The 1,138-nt window shown below is 49.6% G+C and carries 3 protein-coding genes; all 3 read right to left on the bottom strand.

Features of this window, described 5'->3' with window-relative positions; all coding sequences use genetic code 11:
- Positions 1-416: AI-2E family transporter (locus tag R8N46_RS25165; RefSeq protein WP_318189768.1), on the bottom strand; the 416-nt coding region annotated here is incomplete at its 3' end.
- A gap of 9 nt (positions 417-425) precedes the next feature.
- Positions 426-776 carry a hypothetical protein gene (locus R8N46_RS25170; RefSeq protein ID WP_318189769.1) on the bottom strand — a complete coding sequence of 117 codons (351 nt, stop codon included), beginning with the start codon at positions 774-776 and terminating at the stop codon, positions 426-428.
- Positions 721-1,138 (bottom strand): phage holin family protein (locus tag R8N46_RS25175; protein WP_318189770.1); only part of this gene is annotated, 418 nt, incomplete at its 5' end. The genes R8N46_RS25175 and R8N46_RS25170, both read right to left, overlap by 56 nt.

The following is a 1,138-nucleotide window of genomic DNA, read 5'->3' on the forward strand; positions in this document are numbered from 1 at the left end:
AGCAGAGAAAACACCGTGTTGTTGCCCATCTCGTCAATGTTCATGTCACTGGCGATCTCAAGCGGCGCATTCATGTGCTCTGACGACGCTTTGGTCACTTCATTCACTTCCTGCGAAACGTTTTGGACGATGCTTGGCAACTCAGCCCACCATTGTTTCGCGGGTTCTGATATCGCCGCTAAACCGAGTATTGAAACACTCACCAATAACGTCAACGTCACCACCACAGTTATCGTGCGTGGCAGGCCTTTATCTTCAAAATAATTGATCAACGGGCTAAACAGCAGTGCCACGAACGTACTTATCACCATAGGTAACAGCACCGGTTTGGCGAAGTAGAGTGCAGGAACAAGCAATAACACCAGCAGAGACACGCCAATCACGGTATTGATGGGAAGGTTTAATTTTCCATTCATGCGCGTCCTCTACTGATGAGGTGGTAAATCGGAAGGTTGAACCGCTTCTTCACCTGCTTCTTTTGAGGATGCAGCAGACGACGAAGAAGATTTGGCTAGCTGACCACTCAAATCCATCGCGCCATTGAGCAGCAAACTGATGGAGGAGAGAGATGACGTGACGCGAGACAGTCGCCCAGCTTTCGCAACAGCAATCGCGGCAAAAGCGCTCAACCCAAGCGCAGTCCACGGGTTTTCTTGCACGAATCGGTTCGAGGTAAATTTGAGGGTTTGCTTATCCAGCAAGCATTGCTCCAAAGCCGCTTTACCCTCGATGCGTTTTATCTGCATGGCTCGGTCGAGTTTGGTTAGAGAACGCATGCCAGCCCTCCTGCAATTGGTCGGTTGTATTTTTGAAACCAAGGAAGTGTGTCAGCCGCTTCTGCCACCACGCTAACCCAACTAACGCTAGACCTAACGACACAATAAACACGCCAACACTTAGCAGTAGTTGAGCGGTAAAGTGGTATGTCACTACACCCGCAACCAAGCACACACTGAAGATAAACAGCACCGACAGCAGCGTAAAAATGATACTGAACATCACGATTTGGCGCGCAGCCGCTACGTTGACTTTCATCTCTAGCAAAAACAAATCCAACGTCGAGCCCGACCACGTTCGCAGTGACGTCGAAAGATCGTCAATCTGCGACAAAATGGCTCGTAGCCCATTAATGGCTTGT

Origin of the sequence: Vibrio sp. 1874 (assembly GCF_033344395.1) — a bacterium.
In the GTDB taxonomy this organism is placed as follows: Bacteria; Pseudomonadota; Gammaproteobacteria; order Enterobacterales; family Vibrionaceae; genus Vibrio; species Vibrio alginolyticus.